At 70.7% G+C, this 1211-nt stretch carries 1 protein-coding gene; it reads right to left on the bottom strand.

Annotated features, from left to right (window positions below):
* The coding region (locus G6027_RS14275; protein WP_182637749.1) for an acyltransferase domain-containing protein at positions 1-1211 on the bottom strand (1211 nt) is incomplete at both ends.

Below are 1211 nucleotides of genomic sequence, written 5' to 3' on the forward strand. Positions count from 1 at the left end.
CGGCCCTCGCCCGACCCGCCACCGGCGGTGACGGTCGGCCACAGCGTCCGTCGCTTCCACGCCGTGCCCGGCACCGCGGCGTAGCGACCGGGACCGGTGACGTAACCGTGCAGCATCTCCACGACCTGGTCCATGTTGACCTCGTGGCCGTGGACGTAGAGCTGGGCGATCGCGTGGAGCAGGGTGTCGGCCTCGGACTCCTTGCGCTTGAGCGTGTGGAGCAGGTTGGGCTCCATCAGGCCGGCGTCGAAGCAGGTCGCCGCCACGGACATCGCGGCGACCGGGTTGGGCGCGAACTCCAGGAACGTCACGTACCCGGCCTCGACGGCCTTGCGCACGGCGTGGGTGAACCACACCGAGTGCCGCATTCCCTTGACCCAGTACTCCTCGGCGTGGATCGGCTCGTGGCCGGCGCGGTAGAAGGTCTCCTTGTCCACGGAGGAGAACAGGCCGGATCGGAGTTCGCGAGGCTCCAGGCCCGCGATCTCGGCGGCGAGCTCACCCAGCAGCATGTCGACGTCGGAGGTGTGCCCGGCACCGCGGACCTGGAGCTGGCGGGCGAACTTGCCCTGCTCCTCGACCCAGGCCACGAACTCGGCGACCGGCTTGGCGCGCCCACCGACCGTGGTGTGGGTGGGGGCGGCGTAGACCGCGGGCTCGATTGAGGCGAACTGCGGGTTGTCGGCGATGATCTGCGCGATCTCCTCGGCCGAGTACTCGACCAGCGCCATGGCGCCGGCGTCCTCGTCGGAGACCTGCTGCTCGGCGTCGCCCATGAGCCGCGAGCGCACGCAGATCACGCGTACCGCGTCCTCGAGGGTCAGTCCGCCCGCCGCGTAGGCGGCGGCGACCTCGCCCATCGAGTGGCCGATCACGGCCTCGGGCTTGGCGCCCAGCGCCTTGAGCGTGTCGACCAGCGCGACCTGGACGGCGAAGATGCCGACCTGCGCGTTCTCCACCTCGTAGGTGACCGAGTCGTCGAGGAACATCTCGACCATCCGGTAGCCGGCCTCGAAGTCGATGAGCTCGTCCACCGCGTCCAGGCACGAGGCGAACAGCGGGTTGGACAGGTACAGCTCCTTGGCCATCTTGCGGTGCTGGGCACCGAAGCCCGAGAACACCCAGACGTCACCGGTTCCGGCGGGGGCGTCCGCGCTGAAGACGCCGGGGCCGGGGTCGCCGGCCGCCAGGGCGCGCAGCCCCGCGACCAG

Source organism: Dietzia sp. SLG310A2-38A2 (assembly GCF_014145095.1).
Lineage (GTDB): Bacteria > Actinomycetota > Actinomycetes > Mycobacteriales > Mycobacteriaceae > Dietzia.